Genomic DNA, 26925 nt, shown 5'->3' with positions numbered 1-26925 from the left:
CCTGCGGTCAGCATGGCAGGCGCTCCTGTCAGTTTCTGGCATCAGCTGCCGGTTCGGAGCATCTCCGCCAGGCAGGCTTTGTACACGGCGTTTTACTCGAAATTTCCAGCTTGCAGGGCCGCAGCTGTTCCCTCAATCCTTACGCAGGAGCGCAGCCCTGCCGGAACAGCTGCCAAGAACCAGGGTCACCTGACCGGTACGCGATTGAGGAGAAAGAAAAGCAATGACCGCATTGGATATTGATTTTGTCCGGGCCCAGTTCCCGGCCTTTGGCGAACCCGGCCTTCAGGGCCAGGCGTTTTTTGAAAACGCGGGCGGCTCCTATACCTGCCGCCAGGTGATTGACCGGCTGACCCGGTTCTATACCCAGCGCAAGGTGCAGCCTTATGCCCCCTATGAGGCCTCGCGCCTTGGCGGCGCCGAGATGGACGAGGCCCGCACCCGTCTGGCCGCGCTGATGGGTGTTGCTGCCGAGGAGCTGAGCTTTGGTCCCTCGACCACCCAGAACACCTATGTGCTGGCGCAGGCCTTCCGCAGCTTCATGAAGCCCGGTGAAGCCATCATCGTCACCAATCAGGACCACGAGGCCAACACCGGCCCCTGGCGCCGTCTGGCCGAGGAAGGGATCGAGATCCGCGAATGGCAGATCGACCCGCAGACCGGCCATCTGGACCCGGCCCGGCTGGAAACCCTGCTGGACGAAAACGTCCGCCTGGTCTGCTTCCCGCACTGCTCCAACGTGGTGGGCGAGATCAACCCGGTCGCGGAGATCACCGCTATGGCCCATGCCGCCGGTGCCTTTGTCTGTGTTGATGGCGTGTCTTATGCACCGCACGGGTTGCCGAATGTGGATGACCTGGGCGCCGATATCTACCTGTTCTCCGCCTATAAGACCTATGGCCCCCATCAGGGCATCATGGTGATCCGCAAGGCGCTGGGCGCACTGCTGCCGAACCAAGCGCATTACTTCAATGCGGACACACTCTATAAACGCTTCACCCCGGCAGGCCCCGATCATGCCCAGGTGGCGGCCTCGGCCGGCATGGCTGATTATTTTGAGGCTTTGGCGGCTCATCACGGTCACGCGGGCACTGCTGCCGAAACCGGCGCCTTTGTCCACGATCTGATGCGCGCGCATGAGGCCGCTCTGCTGCAGCCGCTGCTGGACGCGGTAAGGGACCGCAATGATGTGCGCCTGCTGGGGCCTGCGACTGCAGAAACCCGCGCGCCGACCGTTGCGATTGCCCTGAACCGCCCGGCGGAACCGGTTGCCGCGGCCATGTCGGAATATGGCATCATGGCAGGCGGCGGCGATTTCTATGCTGTGCGCGCCCTTTCCGCCATGGGCGTTGATCCAAACGAGGGCGTGCTGCGTATGAGCTTCACCCACTACACGACCGAGGCAGAAGTGGCCAAGCTGAATGAGGTTTTGGACCGGGTGCTGTAACGCAGACAGGGTAAGGAAAGTGGCATGAACAGCAGTTCCCCGGTGATCTGGTGGATAAGGCGGGATCTCCGTCTTTGTGACAATCCGGCTCTGACGGCTGCTGCCGCGTCCGGTGCGCCCGTTCTTCCAGTCTATATCCTCGACGAACAGGACGAAGCGCTGGGCGCAGCGCCCAAGTTCCGCCTTGGGCTGGGGCTGGAGCATTTCGCACAGGAACTGGCCAGGGCCGGCTCCCGTCTGATCCTGCGCCGGGGCAGGGCGCTGGACGTGCTGCAGCAGCTGGCCGTTGAAACCGGGGCAGGGGCCGTGCATTGGTCCCGCCTTTATGATCCGCAGGCCATTGCCCGCGACACCGAAGTGAAACAGCAGCTCCCGGCGCAGGGGATCACGGCCAAATCCCACGGCGGTCGGCTGTTGTTTGAACCCTGGACGGTCGAGACCAAGACCGGCGGAATGTACAAGGTCTACACCCCGTTCTGGAAGGCCGTGCGGGGCCGCAGCGTCACCAGCCTGCTGCCGGCACCCGCCACGTTGCCAGCACCGGCAAACTGGCCCGCCAGTGAAGATATCTCCGCCTGGAATATGGGCGCCGCCATGCGCCGCGGCGCGGATGTGGTCGCCCGCTACTGCCGTGTTGGCGAAGGTGCCGCGCTGAACCGTCTGGACGAATTCCTCGAAGATTCTGTGGACGCATATAAAGAGCGCCGCGACTATCCGGGCGAGGAGGCCACCTCCGGCCTGTCGGAAAACCTTGCCTGGGGGGAAATCAGCCCGCACCGCATGTGGCACCTGGGCCGCGCGGCGATGGAGCGCGGCAGCCAGGGCGCGGAACATTTCCTGAAAGAGGTCGCCTGGCGCGAGTTCGCCTATCACCTGATGTACCACTCGCCGCATATGCTGACGGCCAGCTGGCGCAGTGAATGGCATGCCTTTCCCTGGTCGCAGGACATCACGCGCCAGGTCCAGGCCTGGCAGCGGGGGCAGACAGGGTATGGTTTCATCGATGCCGCCATGCGCGAGCTGTATGTGACCGGCAAGATGCACAACCGGGCCCGTATGATCGTGGCAAGTTTCCTGACCAAGCATCTGATGACGCATTGGAAAATCGGAATGAACTGGTTTGCGGAAACGCTGGTGGACTGGGACCCGGCCGCCAATGCTATGGGCTGGCAGTGGGTGGCTGGCTCCGGTCCCGACGCCGCCCCTTTCTTCCGTGTCTTCAACCCCAGCGGCCAGCTGGAAAAATTCGACCCATCAGGTGCTTACACGCGACGCTGGATTGCCGAGGGGCAAGGCAATGCACCGCAATCCGCGCTGGATTTCTTCGACGCTGCGCCACTGTCCTGGAACCTCTCACCGGACACTCTCCGCGCAGAGCCGGTCATTAGCCTGAAAGAGGGCCGCGACCGTGCGCTCGCGGCTTATCACGGTGCCCGTGAAAACCGCTAACGCATAGTTTTCTTGCCGGAAGGCCCCCTGCGGCCTAGCTTTTTCCCTGTAGCCAGTCCGTGTCTCACAGGGGGAAGCGCATGAAGCACACGTCCGTTGAGGGCCAGAAAGATCTGCCGCGCTACTTTGCTGCGGTGTTTGCCAAGGTGAAGGCCATGGAGGTCGGGCGGCTGGATATCCACCTGCCGGACGGGCGAATATTTTCCGCAAACGGGCGCGATCCCGGTCCCGCCGCTGATCTGCACATCCGTAATCCGGATTGTTTTGCCCGGCTGATCCGCGAGGGCGATCTTGGCTTTGCCGACGCTTACCTGGAAGGCTGGTGGAGCACATCAGACCTGCAGGCATTTATGGATCTGGTGCATATGGGCGCCAATACCGTCTATGACGGTTTTCCGGGCCAGGGCCTGGCACGCGCTTATGAACGCTTCCGCTTCTGGCTGCACCGCAATCACCGCAAACAGGCGCAAAAGAATATCTCGTACCACTACGACCTGGGCAATGATTTCTACGGGTTGTGGCTGGATGACACGATGACCTATTCCAGCGCCATGTTCCGCAGCGGTCAGGACAGCCTGGAGGCGGCGCAGACCGCCAAATACGCCTCAATGGTGGATCAGATGGGGGTGCAGGCCGGCGACCATGTGCTGGAGATCGGCTGCGGCTGGGGCGGCTTTGCGGAATATGCCGCCATTCAGCGGGGGCTGAAAGTCACCGGTCTGACGATCAGTCAGGAGCAGCTGAACTTTGCCCGGCAACGTATCGAAAAGGCAGGACTTTCCAATCAAGTTGATTTGCGCCTGCAGGACTATCGCGATTGCCGTGGCAGCTTTGACGGCATCGCTTCAATCGAGATGTTCGAGGCGGTGGGGCAGAAATACTGGCCCGCGTATTTCAGTACCATTCACGACCGGCTGAACCCCGGCGGCAAGGCGACGCTGCAGATCATCACCGTTGCCGACCGGCGCTGGGAGATCTACCGCAAGGGCGTCGATTTCATCCAGAAACACATCTTCCCCGGCGGCATGCTGCCGTCCCGAATGTCCTGCGCGACCAGATCGAACGGGCAGGGCTGGGCGTGGTGCGGTCGATTGAATTCGGCGACAGCTACGACCAGACTTTGCGGCGCTGGCACGACACGTTCAACGCCCGCTGGGATCAGATCGCCCGCATGGGATTTGATGACCGCTTCCGCAAGATGTGGAACTTTTACCTCACTTCCTGCGCAGCCGCCTTTAAGACTGGCAATTGCGACGTGACGCAGATTACAGTTGCGCATCGCTGACTGAACTGGCCGCACGGATCGTAACCAGACATGCCCACCGGAGCCCGACTGACCGCCGCCTTTTGCCTTGCCTTGGTGGCGTTCTTTGTGTCCTTCCTGGTTATGCCGCTGATGCCCGAAGGCACGGACTTCGGCTATTTTGTGCATGTGAATGTGGCGCTGGGGCTGCTGAGCGGCTGGATATTCATGGGCAAACGCGCCGGCCGCGGGCTGGTGCCCGGTATCAACAATGGCCTGACGGGTATGGCGGTCATGGTACTGTGGGCGCTGTTCATCCAAGGCACCTGGGAAATGTTCCGTCTGGCCATGCGCCACCGCTACGGCGGCCCGTTTGAGGCACTGTCGCAGATCTTTGTGATTGCACTGGAGTATTTCTTTGTTATCGCTGTGCCATCTGTGCTGGTGCCATTGGCCGTGGGCGGGGTTCTTGCCGGTCTCGCGACCGAGAACGCCTCCCGCCGCTGGCGCTGAAACATATTCTTAACAACAGGTTATAATCCGTGGCTGATCTCTTTTTCTTTGGCACGCTGCGCCATATCCCTTTGCTTGAACTGGTGCTGGGCCGCAGCGGCGCGGCGCTGAAAGCGCAGGGGGCAAAACTGTCCGGCCATGGTGTTTATCAGGTGGTCGGCCAGCCGTTCCCGGCGATTGAATCCCGCGAGGGCGCAACAGCTGACGGCGTTCTGGTACAGGGCCTGTCGCCCGCCGATCTGGATGCGCTCAACTTTTACGAGGGCGGCTTCGGCTATGCGCTGAAACCGGTTTCGGTTCAGCTGGAGGACAGCGGCACCGCCCTGGCGGAGGTCTATTTCCCCGAACCCGGTCTCTGGCAAACGGCTGAGCCCTGGGATTTGGCGGCCTGGGTGCAGAAATGGGGCGCGCTGTCCCTGCGCGCCGCCGAAGAGGTGATGTCTTATCATGGCCGCATGACTGCGGAAGAGGTGGCCCGCTGCTTCCCCTCGGTCCGCCGCCGCGCCGCCGCCTGGCTGGCAGCGCAGGCGCGCCCCGGTGATCCGGAGCATGACCTGTCAAAGGATGTGATTGTCCACAACCACAACCGCGCTTACCTGAATTTCTTTGCGATGGAAGAAATGAACCTGCAGTACCGCCGCTTTGACGGCAGTCTCAGCCCGGTTATGGAGCGTTCGGCTGCGATGGCAGGCCATGCGGCGGTGCTGCTGCCTTATGACCCGCTGCGCGATCAGGTGCTGCTGGTGGAGCAATTCCGCGCACCGCCCTTTATCATGGGCGAAGCGCACCCCTGGATGTGGGAGCCGGTCGCAGGCGTGATCGACCCCGGCGAGACGCCCGAGGACACCGCGGTCCGCGAAGCACAAGAGGAGGCAGGCGTTACTGTCCAGCGCCTGGAACCAGTGGCGCAGGTCTACCCATCCAGCGGCGCACTGGCAGAATTCATCCATGTTTTCATTGGCATATCAGACCTTTCTGACATCAATGGCGGTGGCGGCGTCGCCGGTGAGGGCGAGGATATCCGCAGCCGGATCCTCAGCTATGACGAACTGATGCAGGGCGTGGATGCGCAGATCTATCAGGACATGCCGCTGGTCACCGCTGCACTGTGGCTGTCACGCCATCGTGAGCGGCTGCGCAACGCGCCGTCGTGACTGCTTCGCGCCTTGTGAACGCCGGGGCGCTTAGTTACACCTTGGGGGAACGATCGAAAGGGATATCATGCGCATTGCACGCGATCTGGCTGATGCCATCGGCCACACACCTCTTATCCGCCTGAACCGCGTCAGCGAAGAGACCGGCTGCGAGATCCTGGGCAAGGCCGAATTCATGAATCCGGGCCAGTCGGTCAAGGACCGCGCCGCGCTCTATATCATCAAGGACGCCATCGCCCGCGGCGATCTGAAGCCCGGCGGCACCATTGTCGAAGGCACCGCCGGCAACACCGGCATCGGTCTGGCGCTGGTCGGCGCCTCGATGGGGTTCAAGACGGTGATCGTGATCCCGGAAACCCAGTCCGAGGAAAAAAAGGACATGCTGCGCCTGGCAGGTGCCCAGCTGGTTCAGGTTCCTGCGGCGCCGTACCGCAATCCCAACAACTATGTGCGCTATTCCCAGCGTCTGGCGGAAAAACTGGCCAAGACGGAACCGAACGGTGCGATCTGGGCCAACCAGTTCGACAATGTGGCGAACCGCCAGGCCCATGTGGAAACCACCGGTCCCGAGATCTGGGAGCAGACCGGCGGCAAGGTGGACGGCTTTGTCTGCGCGGTCGGATCCGGCGGCACTCTTGCCGGGGTGGCCGAAGCACTGCAGCCCAAAGGCGTCAAGGTCGGTCTGGCCGATCCGCTGGGAGCTGCGCTTTATTCGTTTTACACCACCGGTGAGCTGGCCTCCGAAGGCAGCTCCATCACCGAGGGCATCGGCCAGGGCCGGATCACCAAGAACCTGGAGGGCTTCACGCCGGACTTCAGCTATCAGGTGCCGGACGCCGAGGCGGTGCCTTATGTCTTTGACCTGCTGCACGAGGAAGGCCTGGTGCTGGGCGGCTCCTCGGGCATTAACATTGCAGGCGCTGTGCGTATGGCCAAGGACATGGGTCCGGGCAAAACCATTGTCACCGTTTTGTGCGACTATGGCACCCGCTACCAGTCCAAGCTGTTCAATCCGGATTTCCTGCGCGAGAAGAACCTGCCGGTGCCGGAGTGGATGACCCACACGCCCGCGTCTATCCCAGGCGTATTTGAGGACGTATGACACCCATAATAACCGCTTTGCGGACTGCTTTGCTGGGGCTGGCCTTTGCGGCCGGCCTGGCTTTGCCTGCACTGGCTCAGCTGACTGCTGAATCGCGTGCCTATTATCAGGACTGGCTTAAGACCGCCAACCGTGCGGAAGAGGTCATCGACGCCAGACGGGCCTCCAGCGCCGCTATGGAAGCGCTGCGCAAAGAGCTTACCACCTACCGGCAGAATTTCCTGGCGGCGCGCACCGATAACGGCGACCGTATTCAGACGCTCGAAGGTCAGCTTGGCGCGCTTGGCCCGGCGCCCGGCGAGGGCGAGAGCGAGCCCGAGGATATCGCCCAGCTGCGCCGTTCGCTGGAACAGCAGCTGAAGGACCTCAAGGTTCCGCGCATCGTTGCGGAAGAGGCTTACAGCCGTGCAAACGGGCTGATCACCGAGATAGACAAGATCATCCGCGAGCGCCGCACCCGCAGGCTGCTGGAGCGCGGACCCTCGCCGTTCAACCCGGAAAACTGGGCCGGCGCTGTGCGCTCGCTGACCCGTTCGGGCGGCTCTTTGTGGAACGAAACCGCCTCTAGGGTGGGCAGCGCCACCACGGCTGAGCGGATTCAGAACAGCCTGCCGGCACTGCTGCTGCTGCTGTTGATTGCAGCGCTGCTGGTGCTGCGCGGCCGGCCCTGGGCCCATGCGGCGGGCGATTACCTGCGCCAGTTCGGAAGCTCGGGCCGCGGTGTCTGGGGTTTTGTCGTCTCGCTGCTTGAGGTGATCCTGCCCTTTATCGGCATCATCTGCCTGACTGCAGCGGTGGACCTGTCCGGGGTGCTTGGCATCCGCGGCTCGATCCTGCTGGATTATGTGCCCGGCTGGGCGCTGCTGCTGCTGTCGTTCCACTGGCTGGGCAACCAGCTGTTCTCCAGCCGCATCGAAAACGATCTGGTCCCGGTGCAGGAGGGCCGCCTGAATGAAACCAGGCTGATGGTCGATATCCTGGCGGTGATCCTGGTGCTGCAGGATGCGCTGACACAGCTGGAAAACATCGACAGCATCCCGGCTGAGGCCCATGCGGTGGCCAGCTTCCCGCTGATTATGGGCGCGGCCCTGGTTCTGCTGCGCCTGCACCGGATCGGCGCTAAGCGCCGTCAGCAGCAAAGCAGCGATGAGTCCGATGAGGACGGTGCCATAGCGGCCGGCGCCAACCGGATTATGAGTCTGGTGCGCCGTGCCACCTATCTGCTGGGCTTTGTGTCTCCGGTACTGGCGGCCTTTGGCTATGTGAACGCAGCCGAGGCACTGATTTATCCCGCGGTCTCCACCCTGGCGCTGCTGGCTGCCCTTCTGGTGCTGCAGCGCTTCCTCGGCGACCTCTACGGCTGGCTCTCCGGCAGAGGGTCCGAAGCGCGGGAGTCCCTGTTTGCAGTGATGATCGGCTTTGTGCTCGCCGCCTTGGCCCTGCCGCTGCTGGCGCTGATCTGGGGCGCACGGATTGCAGATTTGACTGAGCTGTGGTCGCAGTTCCTGGAAGGATTCCAGATCGGCGACACAAAGATCTCTCCAACCGCTTTCCTGACGTTTGCGGTGGTCTTTGCCGTCGGCTACGCGTTGACGCGGCTGATCCAGGGCTCCTTGCGCAACTCGCTGCTGCCCAAGACCAAGATCGATCCTGGCGGCCAGAACGCCATTACCTCGGGTCTTGGCTATGTCGGCATCTTCCTGGCGGCGGTGGTGGCGATCTCGATGGCCGGGCTGGACCTGTCGTCACTCGCCATCGTTGCTGGTGCGCTGTCGGTTGGTATCGGCTTTGGCCTTCAGACCATTGTGTCGAACTTCGTTTCAGGCATCATCCTGCTGATCGAGCGCCCGATCTCCAAGGGCGACTGGATCGAGGTCGGCGGGCTGATGGGCTATGTGCGCGACATCTCGGTGCGCTCCACCCGGATCGAAACCTTCGACCGCTCCGACGTGATCGTGCCGAACTCGGACCTGATCTCGGGCACCGTCACCAACTATACCCGCGGCAACACCGTGGGGCGGGTTATTGTGCCGGTGGGCGTTGCCTATGGCACCGACCCGCGCAAGGTGGAGGCGATCCTGAACGAAGTTGCCAAGGCACATCCGATGGTGCTGCTCAACCCGGCGCCCAGCGTGGTGTTCCAGGGCTTTGGCGCCGACAGTCTGGATTTTGAGATCCGGGCAATCCTGCGCGATGTGAACTGGGTTCTGTCGGTGAAATCCGACATGAATTACGAGATTTCCAAACGGTTCGACGAAGAAGGGATCGAAATCCCCTTTATGCAGCGCGACATTTGGATCCGTAACCCCGAGGCGCTGACCCCGGACAAACCGGCAACCTCTGCCGCGGCGTCCGCTTCCGCACCCGCATCTGCTCCGCTGAAGCCGGATCTGGCGGATGTGCAGCAGGACCCCCAAGAAGATGCTGATGGAGACGCCGATGCCGACAAGTGACCTGCTATTCCGCAAGGACGCCTATGCCCGGATGACCGAAGCACTGGTCCTGGCCCATACAGAACAGGGCGGGCTGATCCTGGACCGCAGCCTGTTCTATGCCACCGGCGGCGGCCAGCCGGGCGACAACGGCCAGCTTTTGTGGGTCGATGGTCAATGCACCATTGCCACCACCGTCAAGGGTGAGGGCGATGCAATTGTGCTGGTTCCGCATGAGAATGAACCGCTGCCTGCCGAAGGCACCACGGTCACCCAGGTGCTCGACTGGGACCGCCGCTATGGCCACATGCGGGTTCACACTGCGCTGCACCTGCTGTCAGTGGTGATTCCGCTGGAGGTGACCGGCGGCTCGATCAGCGCAGACAAAGGCCGGCTCGATTTCAACATGCCTGAGGCGCCCGCGGATAAACAGGCGCTGCAGGACCAGCTGCAGGCGCTCATTGACCGTGATCTTGAGGTGACCGAGGACTGGATCACCGACGCGGAACTGGATGCCAATCCGCAGCTGGTGAAAACCATGTCCGTCTCGCCGCCGCGCGGGGCAGGGCAGGTGCGCCTAGTCCGCATCGGCACCCCGGACGAGCAGATCGATCTGCAGCCCTGCGGCGGCACCCATGTCAAACGCACCGCAGAAATCGGCAAAATCCGCCTTGGCAAGGTGGAGAAAAAGGGCAAGCAGAACCGCCGCGTCTATCTCCATCTGGAGACTTGAAAAAGAATGCGGGCCGGAGTGTATTTTTTGCCATTTCGGCCCTTGCATTTCCCCCTGTGATCCTTCAAAAGCCCCTCACGGAGAGGTGGCCGAGTGGTCGAAGGCGCACGCCTGGAAAGTGTGTAGGCGGGAAACCGTCTCCAGGGTTCGAATCCCTGTCTCTCCGCCATAACCCACATTGTAAACGAACATCAGTTGCTTCAGGCATGGCCAAATTGGCGATGAAGAGCGGGTTGCAGCGGCTGTTCTTGCATCAAGGGCAGGCCGGTCAGCGGACAAATGCCTGTGGATTGAATAAACTCTTCAGCGTTATTTACTTTTCCGCACGGCTGCGATGACCTTCCGCATAGGCCGTCCGATTCGAATGATCTGTCCGGCATTCCCGCCGCATTGAGAAACAAACTTTGCAAACGGCAAGGATTGAAATCAATTCCACACCATTTCCCTAAGGGCAGCTTGCTGAGGGAGCGGAAAACCGGTGGTGCCGCCGTATTTTGCCCTTGTTTCGGATTTGGCAACAATTTCACTCCCTCAAACAACGGGTGCGGGAAATTTGTGCTGGAAGTGCAAGTTTGGCCCTCGGATTGTATCCGGTTTGCGAGACAATCATCGTTATCCGGCACTGGCTTGCGCCGTCTCAATTGCCTCGAATGGCGCAATGGGGGGAATTTTAGGCAATTTTTTGGCTTTGTGGCCGGAGGTACCTAACGTATGCATGTTCTAGCCCATTGGGGGGGCGAGTTCTGCAAGCTGCTGGACTGTGGTGGACTGCTAAAATTTAGCTTAAGTCCATGGGCTGCTGATGCCTGCCTGCCACTGATCTGAGAGCTTTTGCTTATCGGCTGTGCGCTGTTCCGGCGTGCACTCCAGAGCGTTTGCGCGTTCTGGCCCTCTCTCCGCTTGGGCTGGTGTTTTGACTGCGAAGTTCCGCATGGCTGTGCGGCTGTCCGGCTGGCCCGAACGGTGGGTTTGGGGCCAGACCGGTGAGGAGAGAGTGATGGCGAAGAGTACCGATATGCCGAATGCGGCCTTGAACGGAATTGTTGAGGGCACCTCGGGGATGACCTGATCAATGCGGCTTACACCGGCGATCCGGAAGGCGATATGGTTGATAACGCCGATGCCACCGGCCCGGCGGCGGGGCCGGATGATGATGTCATCATCGCAGGCAGTGGCAATGACAGCATCTATGCCGGCGCGGGCGATGATACTGTCGACGGCGGCAGCGGCGATGACCTGATCCTGGGCGATGGCGTCTCCGGCGCCAATGAACCGGTCAAGATTACCATCTCCTCGACCAGCGCGGCCTTCCAGAACAAGGTCTTTGCCTACACCATTGATCCGTCGACCGGCGAGATCAGCAATGTCGTGATGCTGTCGCAGAACGCCAACGCGGATGTCGGCGAAACCTATAGTTACGATGCGCCCGAAGGCGCGGTTGTCGGTGTCGGCATCGTCAGCCCGCATGGCACGTATTACTCGTCCGGCTATGGCGACAACGCGGATCTGAACCCGGACGGGCTGGACCATACCAAGGGGATCTTTGAGTTCCCGGACGGTTCTGTCCAGCTGGGATTTGAGGATATTCGCAACCTGGGCGACAGGGACTTCAACGACGTCAAGCTGATCGTGGACCTGGGTACCTCGGGCACGACGCTCGACAATGCGCATTTCGACTATTCCTCCGATCCGGCCGACCCGGTTGTGCCGGGCGACGACAGCCTGACCGGCGGCGAGGGTGACGACACCATTCTTGGCGGCGGCGGCGATGACACCATCGACGGCGGTGACGGCTCCGACTCGGTTGAGGGCGGCGACGGCGATGATGTGATCGACACCTCCAAGGACAGCGGCATTCCGCTGCCGGACCGCGGCTTTCCGGGTTACACCGGCACCGACCCCGACATTCCGTTTATCCCGGCGGATGCCGATCCGTTTGACGATCGCGATACCGTTCTGGGCGGCGCCGGCAATGATACCATCTCTACCGGGGATGATGCCGACCTGATTGACGGCGGTTCGGGTATGGACGTGATTGATGGCGGCATCGACGATGACACCATCGACGGCGGCTCCCAGGCAGATGTTCTGACCGGCGGCGAAGGTTCCGACATCCTGCTGGGCGGCGGCGGCAGCGACACCATCTATGGCGGGTTGAATCCGTCCTTCCCGGACGGGCTGAACATTACAGATGACGGCAGCGACGGCCGTCCGGCGGATCCGGACCCGACCAACGGCATGGACACGATTGACGGCGGCTCGGGCAATGACCTGATCTTTGGCCAGGACGATGACGACGACATTTCCGGCGGCTCGGGCCATGACACCATTGATGCCGGTATTGATGACGATATCGTCCGCGGCGGGGCCGGCAATGACCTGATCACCGGCGGCCAGGGCGCCGATACCCTGTCCGGCGGCGCCGGGCGCGATACCTTCCTGGGCGGCAATGCCGGCGACGAAGTTGACGGCGGCTCGGGCGGTGACGATTTCGACACCCTGGACCTGACAGGAACCGGCCCGTTTGAACTCAGCGGTGTCACCGTCGATGCAGACGGCAACAGCATCTCGGGAACCGTCAACTTCCTTGATGGCGACGGGGCTGTGACCGGCTCGATGACCTTTGGCGAGATTGAGCAGATCATTCCCTGCTTCACGCCCGGCACGCTGATCGCCACCCCGCTGGGGGAACGCCGGGTCGAAGATTTGCAGGCTGGCGACCGGGTGATCACCCGCGACAACGGCATTCAGGAAATCCGCTGGATCGGTACCCGCACGCTGCAGGGCCGCGAGCTGAACAGCGCCGCGCATCTGCAACCGGTGCTGATCCGCCAGGGCGCCCTGGGCAATGGTCTGCCCGAGCGCGACATGATGGTCAGCCCCAACCACCGGGTACTGGTCGCCAATGATAAGACGGCGCTGTATTTCGAGGACCGCGAGGTTCTGGTGGCGGCCAAGCATCTGACCGGGCTGGCGGGCGTCGACGCAGTGGAGACCACCGAGGTGACCTATATCCACTTCATGTTCGACCAGCACGAGGTTGTGCTGTCCGATGGCGCCTGGACCGAGAGCTTTCAGCCGGGCGACCAGTCGCTGCGCGGGCTGGATAACGCACAGCGCAACGAATTGTTCGAGCTGTTCCCGGATCTTAAGTCGGAGAAGGGCCGGGCGGCTTATTCCGCGGCACGACGGTCGTTGCGGAAACACGAGGCGCATCTGCTCGTGCATTGAGAAATGCTGCTGCTGTTTTGGGGGAAACAGCAGAGAAGAGCAAAGCGCAGGAAGGCAGGGCCTTGGGCCCTGCCTTCTCTGCGTTGGAAGGGGTGATGCTGGTGATCAGCGGCGGTTGCGCCAGGCGGCCCAGTCCTCGGGCGTGTCCAGATCGGTCAGCGCATGGTTCTTTGGCAGGGGCACCATCTGCGGCGGTTCGGATTTCAGGAGGCTGCGGGCACCCTGGTCCCCGCGGAGGGTTTTCAGGGCGGCAAAACAGCGGCGCGGAAACAGCACCGGGTGGCCCTGGATGCCGTCCTCTGAAGCAGCGCGCAGGACCGGGCTGCCATCACCAGGGAAATGCGCGGCCAGATGCAGCATGTCCTGCGTCTCAACCTCCGGCATGTCGGCAGGCAGTATCATCACGGCCTTAGTCTGTTCAGGCAGTGCTGCGATTCCGCGGCGGATCGAGGCGGCCATGCCCTCAGCCGCGTCGGGAACCGGGACCGGGATCGCGCTGCCGGTTGCGGCCGCACGGGGATGGGTTTCGCTGGGCAAGGTCACAAACACCGGCAGACCGGTAAGCGCCGCCCGGCGGCACATCAGGGCAAGCAGAGGCTGGCCGTCCACATCCTCCATCAGCTTGTCACGGCCATGCATCCGGGATGAGGCGCCGGCTGCGAGCAGGAGAATGGCGATGGCGGTCATGGTTTTCCGGGCCTTTGCATTGGGCCGCAAGGTCGGATGCCTCCGGCGGGAGTATTTTGGGAAAGATGAAAGGACGGGTCCAGGGAAAACCCGCTAGGTCAGAGACGCTGACCGATCCGTTGCGGAACTGCTCTGGGGCCGCGTGCGCAGGCCTGGCAACAGGGGGCAGGCAGGTCAGGCTTGCTGACCTGCCTGGAGGCATTAGCCGCGCATCCGGGCGCCGTCGGCGTCGAACAGCGGTTCAGTGATCAGGCGGGCCTTGTACATATTGCCAAGGATTTCGATCTCCACCTCAAGGCCGTCCTGGGCGCGGTCCGTTGGAACAAAGCCTAGAGCGACGGATTTCTGCGCGTGGTGCGAGTAACCGCCGGAGGTGCAGAAGCCCGCGACGGCGCCGTCGAGCCAGATCGGTTCATAGGCGACCACATCTGCGTCGTCTGCCTCTACCTCAAAGGCGCAAAGCTGGCGCGCGGGGCCTGTGTCGCGTTCAGCCTCGGCGGCGGAGCGGCCGATGAAATCTGCGTTCTTCTTGAAGGAGATAAAACGGTCCAGCCCGGTTTCGGCAGCGGTGTAGTCGGGCGAGAATTCCCGCAGCCAGGAGCCGAAGAATTTATCCAGGCGCAGCGACATCATCGCCCGCATGCCGAAGGGTTTCATACCGTGCGGCTGGCCTGCATTCCAAAGAGCATCCCACAGGGCGCGTTGCGAGGGCAGGTCGCAGTAGATTTCATAGCCCAGATCGCCGGTGTAGCTGACCCGCTGCACGATGCAGTCGGCCATGCCCACGGTCAGGCGGCGCACATCCATGAACCGCATGTCCGAAATGTCGGCCCTTGTGCAGGCTTGCAGCACCGCGCGCGCCTTGGGGCCTGCAATCTGGAAGCCGTTGCGGGTGTCGGAGATGTTCTCGAGGCTGACGCCATCGTCCAGGTTCTGCAGGAACCAGCGCATGTGGTATGCTTGGCTCCCATAGGAGGCGGTGAGCTGGAATTCTTCCTCCGCCAGGCAGGAGATAGTGAAATCCCCGATCAGGCGGCCTTTGGGCGACAGCATCGGTGTCAGCGACAGACGGCCCGGCTGCGGCACCCGGCCGGCCATGATGCGGTCGAGCCAGGCGCGGGCGCCTGTGCCCTTGATCAGGTACTTGCCGAAGTTGTGGACCTCGTTGATGCCGACGTTTTCTCGGACCGCCTTGACCTCGCGCGCGGTGGCCTCAAACGCGTTGGAGCGGCGGAAGGACGGGGTCTCGTAGCGCGGCTCGTCGCCTTCCGCGAAGTAGTTCGGGACTTCAATGCCGTATTGCGCACCCCAGACCGCGCCCATGCCATCGAAGATGTCGTACATCGGCGTGGTGCGGAACGGGCGGGCCGCGGGCAGCTCCTCGTTCGGGTAGGCGATGGAGAAGCGTTTCTGATAGTTTTCAATGACTTTAGGGCGGGTGTAGCCGGGTGTGATCCAACCGCCGAAGCGGGCGCAGTCCATTGCAAAGGTGTCGCGCTCGCATTCGCCCTCCACCATCCATTGGGCCAGCATCAGGCCGACGCCGCCGCCCTGACTGAAGCCGGCCATGACGGCGCAGGCGGACCAGTAGTTGCGCATGCCGGGAACCGGGCCCACCAGCGGGTTGCCGTCGGGGGCAAAAGTGAAGGGGCCGTGGATCACCGATTTCACGCCCGCAGCCTCCAGCGCCGGGAAGCGTTTGTAGGCGAAATTGATGGAATCCTCGATCTTGTCGAAGTCGTCCTGCAGCAGCTCATGCCCGAAGTCCCACGGTGTGCCGTCCACCGCCCAGGGTTTGCAGGGTTGCTCGTAGAAGCCGATGCAGAGGCCGCGGCCCTCTTGCCTGAGGTAGCTTTCGCCGGCCGGGTCCATCACATGGGGGTGCTCGCCGCCGCCATCGATAATCTCGGCGATCAGCGGCACCTCGTCGGTGACGATATACTGGTGTTCCATCGGGTGCAGGGGCATGTAGACACCGGCCATGGCACCAACCTCGCGGGCCCAGAGGCCGCCTGCGTTGACCACATGTTCGGCGTGCACGGTGCCTTTGTTGGTGACCACGTCCCAGGTGCCGTCCGGGCGCTGGTTGGTCTCGATCACCTTGCAGTGGGTTTCGATGGTGGCGCCGCCCATGCGCGCGGCCTTGGCATAGGCGTGGGTGGTGCCGGAGGGGTCTAGGTGGCCGTCGAGCGGGTCATACAGGCCGCCGATGATGCCGTCGGTGTTGGTAACCGGGGCGATCTTCTTGATCTCTTCGGGGAGACGATTTCGGTCTCCAGCCCCATGAAGCGGTGCTTGGCGCGTTCCGCCTTCAGCATGTCGAAGCGTTCCTGGGTTTCGGCCAGGGTGACGCCGCCCACATGGTGCAACCCGCAGGACATGCCGGTGATCGCTTCCAGCTCTTTGTAAAGCTTGATGGTGTAGCCCTGCAGCGCCGCCATATTGGTGTCGCCATTGAGGGTGTGAAACCCGCCCGCCGCGTGCCATGTGGAGCCGGAGGTCAGCTCTGAACGTTCGATCAGCATGACGTCGGACCAGCCGAGCTTGGTCAGGTGATACAGAACTGAGCAGCCGACGACGCCGCCGCCGATAACTGCCACGCGGGTGGTGGTTTTCATGTGGGCCTCCCCTGAGTAGGTGTTGCCTGCATTCTGTACAGAAGTGAACAGTAGTCCAGCAGAAAAACGGCACCGCGTGCCGCTTATGGGCAGTCAGGCTGCGGTTTCGTTACTCAGATGTGCGGAAGCGGCTGTTCTGAATGATAAATATTGCAGTGAGCGGTGCCAGGAGGAGGATCACGCCAACAGTGATCAGCAGCAAGCCCAGCTGGGTATAATCGGCTGGGGTGGTAATAGTGCCTGCCGAATCCGTGACCTCGCGGGTCACTTCGAAGATTTCGTTCAGGTATTTGGTGCCGAGACTGGAGGCCGACAGCGCCAGATTGGTGAAGGAGGCCATGACCGCAAAGAAAGTGGCTTTCAGCCCCGAGGGCGCGTTGCGGGCGATCCAGGCGAGCATCGGGATCATCGCGACCTGGCCCAGCGGGGATTCGACGGCGGTGTCGACCATGGCGATGAAGCGGGCGTCAATCACGCCCCCGGTCATCGCCGCGGTCCAGTGGTGGGCGCCGTAATAAAGCGCGATGTTGGGCAGGCTGAGGACGGCCTCGGTAATGGCAAGGAAGGCGACGATCCAGGTGATCGGGCGGCTGGCCATCATCGGGCGGAAAATCAGCATGCCGGCCAGCGTCAGCAGCGAAGTGATCAGAGCCAGGACTGACAGGAACTGCTGGTCGAACCCCAGCACGTCGATTTCAAACCAGGTGGCGCCGGGGCCGCGCAGGGGCGTGGCGCGATAGACAAAGATGATGATGGCGGTGCCGATCAGGGCGCGGGCCTGGTCCGTTGGCAGAACCGAGACCAGCTGGCGCATCAGAAACAGGACGATGGCCATGGAACCGGCAAAGACGATCTCCTGCGAATAGGGCACATCGCCCAGGCCCACGGCGAGGGAGAGCGCCACAAAGCCGCCGCCGCCGATGAAATACCAGTGGTTGGGGGTGACCGGCTCGCGGGGCAGCTCAATGCGGGCGCGGATCTCAGCCTCGGCCACTCCGGCGCGGCGCAGCGCAGCGGCCTTGCGCCACTTCTGCCAGATCGCCAGTGCGACCCCGGACAGGGAAATGACCGGGATCAGCAGCGCGAGGCTGAAGACAAAACCGTAAAGCGCGCCCTTTGCCGCTTGAGGCAGCGCATCGGCGCCATCGAATAGGGCAACATTCAGCGCGGCAGCGGCGCTGGAGCCGCCGATCAGCGCGATACGGCCAAAGGTCTGCATGGTGGTGTGCAGGGATTTGGTTTCAGCCTCGGGCAGGGGGCGGCCGTGGTCATCTGCATGGGGCACGGCCTCGACCGACATGGCATCAGCCACCACATCCTGCAGCACATATCCGCAAGGGGCCAGCAGCGCGGCGGTGACATACCAGGCGCCCAGCGGCATCACGGTGCCCATCATTGCAGGTTCCAGCACGATGGCAGCAAGGATGCCATAGCTGCCGGCCATCAGACCGGCACCAAGCAGGATCAGCAGGTATTTCCAGCGCCAGATCAGATCGACCAGGTGCCCCAGCGGCATCTTCAGCGCCCAGGGCAGGCCGACCCAAAATGCCAGACCCGCCAGAAAAGCGGCGGAAAAGTCCAGGTATTCCTTGACGAAAAACGATGCGGTGACGGTGGTTATACCCTGCGCGCCATAGGCAAAATAGATCAGCAGCGGCGGTAGAAAGGACCAGCGCAGCTGGCGGAACAGGTCCAGGATGATGCTGTCGAACCAGCCCCAGGCCAGCCCCGCCGCACGGGTCATGCGCGGATCCCTGTCACGACAAAGGCCGGATCTTGAGGCCCGTCACGCGGTTGCCCTCGCGCTCGGTCACTTCAAAGCGGAACCCATGGAAGGAGAACACCTGGCCTGTGGTCGGAATCATCTGCGCTTCGTGGATGACGAGGCCGGCAATGGTGTTGGCCTCCTCATCGGGCAGGTTCCAGTCGGTGGCGCGGTTCAGGTCGCGGATGGTGGTGACGCCATCGACCAGATAAGATCCATCTGTGGTCTTCTTGACGATGCTTTCCTCGTCGGGGTCGAATTCGTCGGTAATTTCGCCGACGATTTCTTCCAGAATATCCTCCAGCGTGATCAGCCCCTGCAGCGCGCCGTATTCATCCACCACCAGCGCAAAATGCGAGCGCATCCGCAGGAATTGGCGCATCTGCTCGTCCAGCGTAGTGGTTTCGGGCACAAAATACGGGGCCTTGGCGACCCCGGAGATATCAAAGAACTTTAGCTTGCCAGCATCGCCATCCGCACCGCCGGCTTGTTCATACATCGCCCGGAACAGATCTTTGGCGTGAACCACGCCGATGATGTTTTCCTGCTCGCCGCGAAACACCGGCAGCCGGGTGTGGGGGCTTTGCAGGCATTGCATTAGGATAGTGTCCGGCTCGGCGTTGGCGTCGATCATCTCGATATGGGAGCGGTGCAGCATGATTTCTTCGACAAAGCGGTCGGACAGGTCCAGCGCGCCAAGAATGCGGTCGCGGTCCTCTTTTTCGACCACACCTTCGGAGTGGCCCAGATGCAGCGCGCCTGCAATTTCCTCGCGCACCGCCATGATGTGGCTGTCGGGATCAATCCGCACGCCGAAGATGGCGAGCACCCCGCGCACCAGCAGCCGGACAAGACCAACCACCGGCGCCAGCAAGGTGACCAGAACGCCGATCACCGGGGCAACAGCCGCAGCGGCCTTTTCGGCGTTGGAAATGGCATAGGTCTTGGGCAGCACTTCGGCAAAAACCAGCACCAGAACGGTCATCACCAGTGTCGCCAGGGCGACACCGCTTTCGCCGAAGGCACGGGTGAACAGGGCCGTCGCCAGCGACGTGCCCAGGATGTTTACCAGGTTGTTGCCCAGCAGGACGGAACCGATCAGCTTTTCGCTGTCTTCGGTGACGCTGAGCGCCTTTTGCGCGCCATGCGAGCCTTTATCGGCCTGGCTGCGCAGTTTCCCGCGCGAGGCGGCGGTCAGCGCAGTTTCCGAGCCGGAGAAGAATCCGGACAGGACAAGCAGCAGCACGATGGCCCCGGCAGTGGTCCAGAAGGCGCTGTCGAGTACGGTGGAGGCAGTGTCCATGAGAGGTCCAGAGATCCGGTCAGTTGAATGTTCGCTGCATTTATGGGGATTTGCCGCAGGCGCTTCAAGTTCTAGCAGCGCGTCAGCGCGTATCCTTGGCCAGCGGGTGATGCTCCAGCACCAGTTCCTGCAGGCGGGCGTCCAGCACATGGGTGTAAATTTCGGTGGTGGCGATATCGGCATGGCCGAGCAGCGCCTGGATTGCGCGCAGGTCGGCGCCATTGGCCAACAGATGCGTGGCAAAGGCGTGCCGCAGCGTGTGCGGTGTGACCTTGTCCGGAGAAACGCCGCCGGTGACTGCCAGTTCCTTGATCAGCAGGTAAAAGCGGTGCCGGGTCAGGTGGCCGGATTTGCCGCGCGAGGGGAACAGGAACCGCGAGGACGGATGGCCCTTGGCTTCGCGCTGCGCCTCGGCCTCGTCGCGGGTGGACAGCCAAACCGCAAGCGCCTCGCGCGCAGGCGGCGACAGCGGCACCATGCGCTCCTTTCCGCCCTTGCCCATGATCAGCAGCATCCGCGGGTCGCCGCGGGCGGCGGAAACCGGCAGCGAGACCAGCTCGGTGACCCGCATTCCGGTGGCATAGAGCAGCTCCATCAAACAGGTGTTGCGCAGCCGGTCTGCGGTGCTGCGGCCGGTTTGGCGCGCGGCATCCAGCAGGCGGTCGACCTCGATGACATCCAGCGTTTTGGGCAGGCGCTTCTCGCGTCCAGGGCCGCGGATCTGGATCGCCGGATTGTCTTCGCGCCAGCCTTCCTCAAACGCAAAGCGGTAAATCTGCTTGGCCGCTGACAGCCTGCGCGCCCGGGTGGAACGGGCCAGTCCTTGCGCGTCGCAATTGATCAGATAGGCCTCGATATCGTCCTGGCGGGCAGTCAGAAAATCCAGGGTGCGGTGTTCCAGCCAGGCGGTCAGGTCCTTAAGGTCGCGGCCATAGGCCAGAAGCGTGTTCTGCGAGGCGCCCGCTTCGGCCGCCTGGGCGTCGAGGAAGGTTGAGATCCACTGCAAATTGTCCCGGGGGGCGCCATCTCACTGGTGCTCCAGCAGCATCAGCTGCAAGGCGGCGCGGCGGGCGGTGTCCTCCAGCCCGACAGCGCGGAACGCGGCCAGCGCTGCGGTGAGGTCGCCCAGATTGCCGTCGGCACCTTGGGCAAACATCACCATGCTGCGCAGGATCGCTTCGCCCAGCTGGCCGTTGTTCAGCATTTGCCGGATCGCGGGCGGCACCGGGGCCGTTGTGTCAAACCCCAATGCTATGGCTTTGGCCATCGGTGACGGGGCGGCAGCGTCACCAGGCCGGCCCTGGGCCAGTGCTGCCAGGAACGGGTCATTCGCACCGGCGGCCTGGGCATCATGCGCGGCCAATTCATATGACGGCGACAACAGGCGGATGCGCCAGGCCAGCGCGGCGGTCCGGCCGCTCAGGCTTGCCCGCGCCAGCGGCTCGCCAAAGAGGTCGGCAAACACGGTTTCGGTGCCCGCCTGCTGCATTGCATCCCAGGCGCGGGGCAGCGAGCGGGCGATGGCGTCTGCACTGCCGGAGCCAAGGTCGCTTTCCAACTGCTGGACTGCCGCAACCCGGTCCCAGATGCCGCCGGAAGCGGCGGGTTTACGGGCGCTGAACAGGCCAAGATACTGATTGGGGTTGAGCGCCCCGGCACGCGCCAGCCGCTCCGCCGCCTCCAGTTGCGCCTTCCAGCCGGCAATGTCGCGCAGATCTGCCGCGGCAAAGGCTGGCGGCAGGGGGGCGGTGGGCATCGCTTCGCCAATGGTCTCGAACAGGCGGAAGGTCAGCGGATCCGGGTCGGGCGGGCGGCGCAGCGGCGGCGCCAGCTCAAACAGATCGGGGTTCAAAAAGCGGTCCAGAAGCTGCATCTGGTTTTCGGGCAGCAATTCCAGCGCGTGGGCGGTTTCCATCATCAGCGCCGCCGTGGGCCAGTCGCTGCGCCGCGCCGCGCAAAAGATCCTGGCGGCATAGCTGTCCGACAGATGCGGCGAGGCGGTGAGGGCGGCGCAAGAGGCGTCCTCGCTGCCGGTCAAAAGGGTGGCGTCAAACCAGCGTGTGAAGCGGTCCTTGTTGTCCGTGGGGCCTGCATGTTCGACCAGAGCCTGGGAGGGATCCGTGGCCCCCAGCGCCAGCAGCCGGTCCAGCCGGGCCAGCAGAATCCGGTCGCCTGCCGCGGCCGGCGGCCGGGATTCTGACAGCAGCAGTGTAAACAGCAACGCCTGCATCGCCGGGCTGCCGCGCACCGGAACGGTTTCGATCAGATGCGATACATCATCGGCATTGCTGCCGCGCCACAGATCGGCCGGCAGGCCGGTTGCCGAGGCCGGAACCAGCCCGATGGGGGGCACCAGTGTTTCCAAAGCTGTGACCGAAACGGACGGAAATGCAGCCGTGCCTGCCACTGGCGGCTCCAGCAGCACAGTGCCGGGCAGCCCGTTGCGCGGCTGCGGCTGGTTCAGCCAGTCAATCGCCGCCAGGGGTTCATTTGCAAGCGCACTGCCCGCCATCACCACCCCGGCGGCAGCCGCCCTAATCCGCATTCAGCACCACCGGTTTGCGAACCTCGGTGGCCGGCGCGCGGAAATCCGCACCGAACCAAGGCCCGACATAGGCATAGCCCACCAGCCCGATAGCCGCCAGAACCGCCAAATAGACCAGATACTTAATCAATCGCCCCATAGTATATCCAAAGCCTGTTTCCTGCTCTTTTGCCCAAGTTATATATTCCCTTTTCCGCAAGATCACGTCATTCACTGAAGAATGAGCGAAAAAGAGCAAAGCAGCGGCCAGAAGGCAGCAGGCCCGGTGCCGGGGAAACTGAAGAAGACCATCGTGATGGTTGGCATGATGGGCGCCGGCAAGACCGCCGTGGGGCGGGCGCTGGCGGCCCGGCTGGATGTGCCTTTCCTGGACAGCGACCACGAGATCGAGGCCGCTGCCAACATGACGATCCCCGAGATTTTTGCCCGCGACGGTGAGCCGTTCTTCCGCCAAAAGGAACGGCAGGTGATCGCGCGCCTGCTGGAGGAAGAGCGCGGTGTCCTGTCGACGGGCGGCGGTGCGTTTCTGGCGGAAGAAAACCGCAATGTGATTACCGCCAAAGGGGTCTCTGTCTGGCTGCAGGCCGATCTGGAGGTTCTGTGGAACCGGGTGCGCCACCGCGACACCCGGCCGCTGCTGCGCACAGCCGATCCGCGTGCGACCCTTAGCGGCCTGTTCCGCGACCGGGTGCCGCTTTATGCCAAGGCGGATCTGACCGTTGTTTCCGACGGCCAGGCGGCAATTGAAACCATGGTTGACCGGGTGTTGGAAGCCTTGCAGGCCCGCCCCGATGTATTGGAGTGGAATTGATGGAGCGCACGGTTCATGTGCCCCTGGGCGGGCGCGCCTATGATGTGGTGATCGGCCCCGGCCTGCTGGCGCAGGCGGGCGAGCGGATCAAGCCGTTGCTGAAGCGGCCGCAGGTGGCGGTGCTGACTGACGAGACCGTGGCGGAGAAACATCTGGAAGGATTACGCGCCGGGCTGGCCGCGGCAGGCGTTGAGATGACCGCGCTGGCGCTGCCGCCGGGAGAGGCGACCAAGGGCTGGCCGCAGTTCACCCGCGCGGTTGAATGGCTGCTGGAGCAGAAGGTCGAGCGGGGCGATGTTGTTGTGGCCTTCGGCGGCGGTGTGATCGGCGACCTGGCAGGATTTGCGGCGGCGGTACTGCGCCGCGGTGTGCGGTTTGTGCAGATCCCGACCTCGCTTTTGGCGCAAGTCGACAGCTCGGTCGGCGGCAAGACCGGCATCAATGCGCCCCAGGGCAAAAACCTGATCGGAGCGTTTCACCAGCCCTCGCTGGTGCTGGCTGATACGTCCGTTCTTGAAACCCTGACGCCGCGTGATTTCCTGTCCGGCTACGGCGAAGTGGTGAAATACGGGCTGCTGGGCGATGCGGAGTTCTTTGCCTGGCTCGAAGAGCATGGCCCTGCACTGGCCGAAGGCGATGTTGCAGCGCGGGTTGAGGCGGTTGCGCGTTCGGTTCAGATGAAGGCGGATATCGTTGTTCGCGACGAAACCGAGCAGGGCGACCGGGCGCTGCTGAACCTGGGCCATACATTCTGCCACGCGCTGGAGGCGGCCACGGGCTATTCGGACCGGCTGCTGCATGGCGAAGGCGTGGCCATCGGCTGTGCCCTGGCGTTTGAGCTGTCGGCCAAGCTGGGGCTGTGCTCGCAAGAGGACCCCAGCCGGGTGCGGGCGCATCTCAAGGCGATGGGCATGAAGACCGATCTGGCCGACATTCCGGGCGATCTGCCAGGGGCAGAGGTGCTGCTGGATCTGATGGGGCAAGACAAAAAAGTTGTTGCCGGTCAGCTGCGGTTTATCCTGGCCCGTGGCATTGGCGAAGCGTTTGTAACCGGAGATGTCCCGCCTGAAACGGTGCTGGAGGTGCTGCGCGGCGCCGGGGCCTGAGACCGGAAAACAATACCGCAAAGCAAAAAGGGCAGCCGCAGAGGCTGCCCGATTCATTAATATCCTAACTCCGGTCCATAGCGGATCAGGCTGCGGCGCTGCCGCCAAAATCCTGATCGTCCCAATCATCTGCATCAAAGTCGATTGCGGGTGCCGGAGGCGCATAGAACCCCGGTCCGGCCTGCGCGTTTCCGGACTGCGCAATCTCGCCGACGGCAAACTGCTGGACCAGTTCGCGCAGCTCCTGGGCCTGCTCGGACAGCGAGGTGGTTGCTGCAGTGGTTTCCTCGGCCATGGCGGCATTTTGCTGTGCCATCATCTCAAGCTCGCCAACGGCAGTGTTGACGTCGCCCATTTGCGAAGACTGTTCCTTCATATTGCTGGCAATTTCAATGACAAGACCGGAAATCTCGGCGACTTGGTCGTTTACTTCCGACATTGCGGTGCCGGCCTGATCCACCAGTGCAGCACCGTTTTTGACCTGTTCGGAACTGCGCGCAGTCAGCCCGTCAATCTGCTGGACTGCATCAGCGCAGCGCTGCGCCAGCATCCGCACCTCGCTGGCGACCACGGCAAACCCGCGGCCTGCTTCGCCGGCGCGAGCAGCCTCAACCCCGGCATTCAGTGCCAGAAGATTGGTCTGGAAAGCGATATCCTGGATCACCTTGGTGATCTGCGAGATTTCCTGTGAGGATTCCTGCAGTTTGTCCATGGCCGCAATGGTATCTTTGACCACCGCATCACAGGATTTAACCCCGTTCTGGGCGCTGTTCGCCAATTGTTCCGCCCGGCCGGCATTATCTGCCGACTGCTGAACATTGGCAGTCAGCTCGCTGATCGAATGGGTGGTCTTTTCCAGCGTTGCCGATTCCGCTTCGGTGCGGTGGGCCAGGTCCATAGAGGCTTCGGCAATGGATTTGGTGCTTTCGTCAACGCTGCTGGTCAGCTCGCCGATATTGGAGATCGACACGCTCAAGGCATTCAGCGAGTCATTCATATCCATCCGGATCGATTTGAACTCCTCCGGGAAGAATTCTGTGATCGGCTTGTCCAAACGCTTGTGCTGGAGATCCATCAGCGCTTCGCCGATGCGGCGCGCAACAGTCATGACCTCTTCGCGGCGCTGTTTTTCCTCCTCCATACGCTCTTCCTGTTTGCGCTGCGTCACCGAGCGCAGATCCACCACATTGCGGGCCACCGTACCAATCTCGTCCCGGCGGTTTGAACCCGGCACGTCAACATCTGTTTCACCGCTGCCAAGTTTCTTCAACGCGACATTCAGAATCGAAAGGCTCTTGGTCATGTCCCGTGCAATAGTCACGCTGAGGCCCAGAACAACGGTCAGAAGCACAGCTGTGAACACTGCCATCTCCGCCAGCAGAAACTTGTTGTCCGCATCGAATGCCTGCATGTCCCGTTCCAGGTGCTCAATCAGGAACCCCTCTTTTTTCTGGAGCACCTTCAGCGCTTTACTGGCCGCCGCAAACCACTGTTCAGCCGTCATTTCTGTCTGGGATCCGCCGCTTAGGATGGCCTTGCGGGTATCCTCGAACTTTTTCATCTCAGGGGAGGTGAACAGCCCCTGGACGGTTTCGCGGTCTTTCGCAGTTGCAAAGTCCATGAACATCGACAGGCGTTCCTTGAACTGTTCGTGATAGGCGACAAAGATCTCCCGGTCGGCCGGCTTCCAGCCATGCTTGAAGCCGACAGCGCCTGCAGCCCGTTCCAGCCCGGCAGCATCGATTGCGCGCATGAAGAAGGACAGCGCGACGGCCTCTTGCGAGATCACCGGATTGTCAATGGATTGTGCCAGCGATAGCCCGGTTTGAATGAGTGCCGCGTTCAGATCCGTGTAGTAGGCCATAGTCCGATTCAGCGAGAGCGTGTGCCCGTCGATCTTTTTGCGGATGTCTTTTTTCTTGGCCAGTTCGGCCCGGGCAAACTGGATGGCCTGCACCGCCTCAATCGGGAGGAGGGATTTATCAATGTGGCTGATCTCGGCCAGATAGGCCTCCATCGCGGTGTTGTTTTGCAATCGGACCTGGACCAGCTTTTCCGGAACAGCCGTGGCAGAGCTTTCCAAATATGAGGCGCTGAGGCCGCGCTCCAGCTGCAGATTGTGAACCAGGCTGCTCATGTTCTCGATCACTTCGCCTGCCTCGGCAGTGTTGACCTGGGCGTTTTTGTTCAGCTGAAGCAGTGTCTGCCCCATGAACCACAGTGAGAGCATTAGCGGGGCGGCCACCAGAATGGCGATCTTTGCTTTGACCGGCAGATGCCCTAGAAATCGCATACTCATAGTCTGAATCCTTGCTGCAAAAATACTGTTAGTTCAATTCAGCATATTCGATATGTCTTAATATTCGCCTATTGCACTGACCAGCGGGCTGATGATCCGGGTGTTGGCCTGTCAACGCTGAACATTGAGCATGTGCAGCGCCATTGGCTCGAGCGTGCATGCGAAAGATCACGGCACATCGAGACAGGGATGCGGTGCCAAAGGAGGATTTGAGCCTCGCCCAAGGGAATATCCCGGGAAGTAGGACCGGGCCTGCTGACCCCTCGCGGCAGATTGCTGCGCAACAGCCTGCCGGGCATTACATGTGCTGGCCTTCAAGTTTGATGACCACGTGCCGCCCTTCCACCTCAACGGGATCTACGCCCGCATGGGCGCGGACGTTCCGGACAGCACGCTGCTGGACTGGTGCGGCCGGGCCATGAACGTATTTGAGCCGGTCACCAAAAGGATAGAAACCGAGGTCATGGCGGCACCGGTATGGTGGTGA

20 protein-coding genes, 1 tRNA gene and 2 pseudogenes are annotated in these 26925 nt (G+C 62.4%); 13 read left to right on the top strand and 10 right to left on the bottom strand.

Going from position 1 to position 26925, the window contains the following annotated elements; translation table 11 throughout:
- Window positions 1–223: 223 nt before the first annotated feature.
- The 9 genes and pseudogenes from ETW23_RS11050 to ETW23_RS11010 all read left to right on the top strand — a co-directional run bounded on the left by ETW23_RS11050 (window position 224) and on the right by ETW23_RS11010 (window position 10242).
- Complete coding sequence (locus ETW23_RS11050) at window positions 224–1447, top strand: aminotransferase class V-fold PLP-dependent enzyme (protein ID WP_134830020.1); 1224 nt, start codon at window positions 224–226, stop codon at window positions 1445–1447.
- A gap of 24 nt (window positions 1448–1471) precedes the next feature.
- A complete protein-coding gene (locus ETW23_RS11045; protein WP_134830019.1) occupies window positions 1472–2896 on the top strand; it encodes a deoxyribodipyrimidine photo-lyase in 1425 nt (474 codons plus the stop codon).
- 155 nt (window positions 2897–3051) lie between these two features.
- Window positions 3052–4181: pseudogene (locus ETW23_RS11040) on the top strand (class I SAM-dependent methyltransferase).
- A 30-nt stretch (window positions 4182–4211) separates the two neighbouring features.
- Window positions 4212–4652 carry a TrgA family protein gene (locus ETW23_RS11035; RefSeq protein WP_129371117.1) on the top strand — a complete coding sequence of 147 codons (441 nt, stop codon included), beginning with the start codon at window positions 4212–4214 and terminating at the stop codon, window positions 4650–4652.
- Between the two features lie 29 nt (window positions 4653–4681).
- Window positions 4682–5806 (top strand): NUDIX domain-containing protein, encoded by a 1125-nt coding sequence (locus ETW23_RS11030; RefSeq protein WP_134830018.1) that lies wholly within the window; start codon window positions 4682–4684, stop codon window positions 5804–5806.
- A gap of 67 nt (window positions 5807–5873) precedes the next feature.
- The gene (locus ETW23_RS11025; RefSeq protein ID WP_129371115.1) at window positions 5874–6908 is read left to right on the top strand and encodes a cysteine synthase A; all 1035 of its coding nucleotides are present in this window, start codon (window positions 5874–5876) and stop codon (window positions 6906–6908) included.
- Window positions 6905–9361, top strand: a complete 2457-nt coding sequence (locus ETW23_RS11020) for a DUF3772 domain-containing protein (RefSeq protein ID WP_134830017.1) — start codon at window positions 6905–6907, stop codon at window positions 9359–9361. The genes ETW23_RS11025 and ETW23_RS11020 overlap by 4 nt, the downstream gene beginning before the upstream one ends.
- Window positions 9348–10073 carry an alanyl-tRNA editing protein gene (locus ETW23_RS11015; RefSeq protein ID WP_134830016.1) on the top strand — a complete coding sequence of 242 codons (726 nt, stop codon included), beginning with the start codon at window positions 9348–9350 and terminating at the stop codon, window positions 10071–10073. Before ETW23_RS11020 ends, ETW23_RS11015 begins: the two co-directional genes overlap by 14 nt.
- Before the next feature lie 79 nt (window positions 10074–10152).
- A tRNA-Ser gene (locus ETW23_RS11010) sits at window positions 10153–10242 on the top strand.
- Between the two features lie 31 nt (window positions 10243–10273).
- On the opposite strand, the gene ETW23_RS11005 is transcribed toward ETW23_RS11010, so the two are convergent.
- Window positions 10274–10591, bottom strand: coding sequence for a hypothetical protein (locus ETW23_RS11005; protein ID WP_134830015.1), 318 nt, complete (start codon window positions 10589–10591; stop codon window positions 10274–10276).
- A 586-nt stretch (window positions 10592–11177) separates the two neighbouring features.
- On the opposite strand from ETW23_RS11005, the gene ETW23_RS11000 reads away from it, so the two are divergent.
- Window positions 11178–13304, top strand: a complete 2127-nt coding sequence (locus ETW23_RS11000) for a Hint domain-containing protein (RefSeq protein WP_254695006.1) — start codon at window positions 11178–11180, stop codon at window positions 13302–13304.
- Window positions 13305–13409: 105 nt separating this feature from the next.
- Here the strand turns inward: ETW23_RS11000 and ETW23_RS10995 are convergent, their stop codons facing one another.
- The 8 genes and pseudogenes from ETW23_RS10995 to ETW23_RS25150 form a co-directional block, all read right to left on the bottom strand.
- A complete protein-coding gene (locus tag ETW23_RS10995; RefSeq protein WP_129371111.1) occupies window positions 13410–13991 on the bottom strand; it encodes an NTP transferase domain-containing protein in 582 nt (193 codons plus the stop codon).
- Between the two features lie 201 nt (window positions 13992–14192).
- Window positions 14193–16478, bottom strand: a complete 2286-nt coding sequence (locus tag ETW23_RS10990) for an FAD-dependent oxidoreductase (protein ID WP_254695005.1) — start codon at window positions 16476–16478, stop codon at window positions 14193–14195.
- Window positions 16439–16609: pseudogene (locus ETW23_RS26765) on the bottom strand (FAD-dependent oxidoreductase); the annotation flags it as partial. The gene ETW23_RS10990 and the pseudogene ETW23_RS26765, both read right to left, overlap by 40 nt.
- Window positions 16610–16718: 109 nt before the next feature.
- A complete protein-coding gene (locus ETW23_RS10985) occupies window positions 16719–18353 on the bottom strand; it encodes a hypothetical protein (RefSeq protein WP_134830014.1) in 1635 nt (544 codons plus the stop codon).
- 13 nt (window positions 18354–18366) lie between these two features.
- Window positions 18367–19677, bottom strand: a complete 1311-nt coding sequence (locus ETW23_RS10980) for an HlyC/CorC family transporter (protein WP_129371108.1) — start codon at window positions 19675–19677, stop codon at window positions 18367–18369.
- Between the two features lie 82 nt (window positions 19678–19759).
- Window positions 19760–20683, bottom strand: a complete 924-nt coding sequence (locus ETW23_RS10975) for a site-specific tyrosine recombinase XerD (protein WP_134830013.1) — start codon at window positions 20681–20683, stop codon at window positions 19760–19762.
- Between the two features lie 21 nt (window positions 20684–20704).
- On the bottom strand, window positions 20705–22222 hold the full coding sequence (locus ETW23_RS10970) for a hypothetical protein (RefSeq protein ID WP_134830012.1): 1518 nt from the start codon (window positions 22220–22222) through the stop codon (window positions 20705–20707).
- The gene (locus ETW23_RS25150; RefSeq protein WP_164982734.1) at window positions 22212–22361 is read right to left on the bottom strand and encodes a hypothetical protein; all 150 of its coding nucleotides are present in this window, start codon (window positions 22359–22361) and stop codon (window positions 22212–22214) included. The genes ETW23_RS10970 and ETW23_RS25150 overlap by 11 nt, the downstream gene beginning before the upstream one ends.
- An 81-nt stretch (window positions 22362–22442) precedes the next feature.
- Between ETW23_RS25150 and ETW23_RS10965 the strand changes: the two genes are divergently transcribed.
- Together ETW23_RS10965 and aroB are read left to right on the top strand one after the other, a co-directional pair.
- A complete protein-coding gene (locus tag ETW23_RS10965) occupies window positions 22443–23033 on the top strand; it encodes a shikimate kinase (RefSeq protein WP_129371105.1) in 591 nt (196 codons plus the stop codon).
- Window positions 23033–24139, top strand: a complete 1107-nt coding sequence (aroB, locus tag ETW23_RS10960; protein ID WP_134830011.1) for a 3-dehydroquinate synthase — start codon at window positions 23033–23035, stop codon at window positions 24137–24139. The genes ETW23_RS10965 and aroB overlap by 1 nt, the downstream gene beginning before the upstream one ends.
- An 85-nt stretch (window positions 24140–24224) precedes the next feature.
- Here the strand turns inward: aroB and ETW23_RS10955 are convergent, their stop codons facing one another.
- On the bottom strand, window positions 24225–26438 hold the full coding sequence (locus ETW23_RS10955) for a methyl-accepting chemotaxis protein (protein WP_134830010.1): 2214 nt from the start codon (window positions 26436–26438) through the stop codon (window positions 24225–24227).
- Window positions 26439–26742: 304 nt separating this feature from the next.
- On the opposite strand from ETW23_RS10955, the gene ETW23_RS10950 reads away from it, so the two are divergent.
- Window positions 26743–26925 (top strand): transposase, encoded by a 183-nt coding sequence (locus ETW23_RS10950; protein ID WP_134830009.1) that lies wholly within the window; start codon window positions 26743–26745, stop codon window positions 26923–26925.

It is taken from the genome of Leisingera sp. NJS201 (genome assembly GCF_004535885.1).
GTDB lineage: Bacteria > Pseudomonadota > Alphaproteobacteria > Rhodobacterales > Rhodobacteraceae > Leisingera.
This window is presented reverse-complemented; position numbering and strand designations above follow the sequence as displayed.

Bases quoted from the DNA above. Each gene is read 5' to 3' on its own strand.
- ETW23_RS10965 (WP_129371105.1), top strand. From the start codon at position 22,443: ATGAGCGAAAAAGAGCAAAGCAGCGGCCAGAAGGCAGCAGGCCCGGTG.
- ETW23_RS11035 (WP_129371117.1), top strand. From the start codon at position 4,212: ATGCCCACCGGAGCCCGACTGACCGCCGCCTTTTGCCTTGCCTTGGTG.
- ETW23_RS11025 (WP_129371115.1), top strand. From the start codon at position 5,874: ATGCGCATTGCACGCGATCTGGCTGATGCCATCGGCCACACACCTCTT.
- ETW23_RS10970 (WP_134830012.1), bottom strand. From the start codon at position 22,222: ATGCGGATTAGGGCGGCTGCCGCCGGGGTGGTGATGGCGGGCAGTGCG.
- ETW23_RS10955 (WP_134830010.1), bottom strand. From the start codon at position 26,438: ATGAGTATGCGATTTCTAGGGCATCTGCCGGTCAAAGCAAAGATCGCC.
- ETW23_RS11050 (WP_134830020.1), top strand. From the start codon at position 224: ATGACCGCATTGGATATTGATTTTGTCCGGGCCCAGTTCCCGGCCTTT.
- ETW23_RS11020 (WP_134830017.1), top strand. From the start codon at position 6,905: ATGACACCCATAATAACCGCTTTGCGGACTGCTTTGCTGGGGCTGGCC.
- ETW23_RS10990 (WP_254695005.1), bottom strand. From the start codon at position 16,478: ATGGCACGCGGCGGGCGGGTTTCACACCCTCAATGGCGACACCAATAT.
- ETW23_RS10995 (WP_129371111.1), bottom strand. From the start codon at position 13,991: ATGACCGCCATCGCCATTCTCCTGCTCGCAGCCGGCGCCTCATCCCGG.
- aroB (WP_134830011.1), top strand. From the start codon at position 23,033: ATGGAGCGCACGGTTCATGTGCCCCTGGGCGGGCGCGCCTATGATGTG.
- ETW23_RS11045 (WP_134830019.1), top strand. From the start codon at position 1,472: ATGAACAGCAGTTCCCCGGTGATCTGGTGGATAAGGCGGGATCTCCGT.
- ETW23_RS11015 (WP_134830016.1), top strand. From the start codon at position 9,348: ATGCCGACAAGTGACCTGCTATTCCGCAAGGACGCCTATGCCCGGATG.
- ETW23_RS25150 (WP_164982734.1), bottom strand. From the start codon at position 22,361: ATGGGGCGATTGATTAAGTATCTGGTCTATTTGGCGGTTCTGGCGGCT.
- ETW23_RS11000 (WP_254695006.1), top strand. From the start codon at position 11,178: ATGGTTGATAACGCCGATGCCACCGGCCCGGCGGCGGGGCCGGATGAT.
- ETW23_RS10980 (WP_129371108.1), bottom strand. From the start codon at position 19,677: ATGGACACTGCCTCCACCGTACTCGACAGCGCCTTCTGGACCACTGCC.
- ETW23_RS10985 (WP_134830014.1), bottom strand. From the start codon at position 18,353: ATGACCCGTGCGGCGGGGCTGGCCTGGGGCTGGTTCGACAGCATCATC.